The sequence below is a fragment of the Shigella sp. FC1544 genome, assembly GCF_001722145.1.
In the GTDB taxonomy this organism is placed as follows: Bacteria; Pseudomonadota; Gammaproteobacteria; order Enterobacterales; family Enterobacteriaceae; genus Escherichia; species Escherichia coli.
This window is the reverse complement of the sequence record NZ_MECT01000317.1, coordinates 1-1,247: the sequence shown is the minus strand read 5'-3', so window position 1 is coordinate 1,247 and position 1,247 is coordinate 1. Positions and strand designations below refer to the sequence as shown.

The window sequence follows — 1,247 nt, the reverse complement described above, 5'->3', positions numbered from 1 at the left end:
TTGAGAAGCGGTGTAAGTGAACTGCAGTTGCCATGTTTTACGGCAGTGAGAGCAGAGATAGCGCTGATGTCCGGCAGTGCTTTTGCCGTTACGCACCACCCCGTCAGTAGCTGAACAGGAGGGACAGCTGATAGAAACAGAAGCCACTGGAGCACCTCAAAAACACCATCATACACTAAATCAGTAAGTTGGCAGCATCACCAGAATAATGTGGAGCATCTGCTTAAATCAGAATCCACTGCATTACGAGAATCTATTTACGCGGTCATCGCCGGAAAAGATTGTTATCAGGCGGACACGCTATCATTGCTGCCTGGTGTGAAAATAATATCGAGATTCGGGACGGGGATAGATAATATTGATCTTCGTGCAGCACAACAATCCGGTATTGTAGTCAATAATGCGGTTGGGATTAATTCAAATGCTGTCGCGGAATTTATCATTGGACTTATCTTCGCGAGCATGAGAAATATTCCCGGCAGCTATCATGCGATGCAAAATGGCTACTGGGGTGAGTCGCATGGCTATGAATTACAAGGCAAACGGATTGGCATGGTTGGCTACGGCAATATAGGTAAAACCCTGGCAAAAAGGTTATCCGGTTTTGATGTTGAGCTTTTAGCTTATGACAAACAACCCGATTATCAGGTTGCTGACAAAGTTGGAGTTCAGTTTGTATCAATTGAAGATATCTTTATGCAGTCGCATGTCATCATTGTTCTTTTGCCTTTTTCTCCTGAGCTGGAGAACTTCATTAGTCATAAATATTTGTCGATGATGCGCAATGGTGCTCTAATCATCAATGCCGCAAGGGGAAAGTTGCTGGATGAGGGCGCTTTACTACAGGTGATTGAAGAACGAAATGTGTTTGCGGCGCTGGATGTGTTTAGCTCTGAACCGTTGGCGCAATTTAGCCCACTGCTACATGCCAAAAATATCATTACAACGCCGCATATTGCGGCCGCCACCGTTGAGTCATACCAGCAAACCGGTACACACGTTGCCCAGTCGATAATTGATTACTTCGCAGGAAGGGAGATAAAAAACGTGTTGTGAGTTCAGCGAACGAAGTTTTTAAATACAAAAAAAACGCAATTTGTGGAACACATTGCGGTTTATCAGCATTCTAAGTATTGGTTGCGGGGGCCGGATTTGAACCGACGACCTTCGGGTTATGAGCCCGACGAGCTACCAGGCTGCTCCACCCCGCGTCACCGTACTGCTTTACTTCATCAAATTTTAATTGG

Annotated in this window: 1 protein-coding gene, 1 tRNA gene and 1 pseudogene; 1 reads left to right on the top strand and 2 read right to left on the bottom strand. The window is 45.4% G+C overall.

Annotation, left to right across the window (positions count from 1 at the left end):
* Positions 1–147 (bottom strand): IS1 family transposase (locus BGK49_RS27430; protein WP_001393286.1); only part of this gene is annotated, 147 nt, incomplete at its 3' end.
* Between the two features lie 54 nt (positions 148–201).
* Between BGK49_RS27430 and BGK49_RS15075 the strand changes: the two are divergent.
* Positions 202–1,056: pseudogene (locus BGK49_RS15075) on the top strand (phosphoglycerate dehydrogenase); the annotation flags it as partial.
* A 78-nt stretch (positions 1,057–1,134) separates the two neighbouring features.
* Here the strand turns inward: BGK49_RS15075 and BGK49_RS15070 are convergent.
* A tRNA-Met gene (locus tag BGK49_RS15070) sits at positions 1,135–1,211 on the bottom strand.
* Between the last annotated feature and the right edge of the window lie 36 nt (positions 1,212–1,247).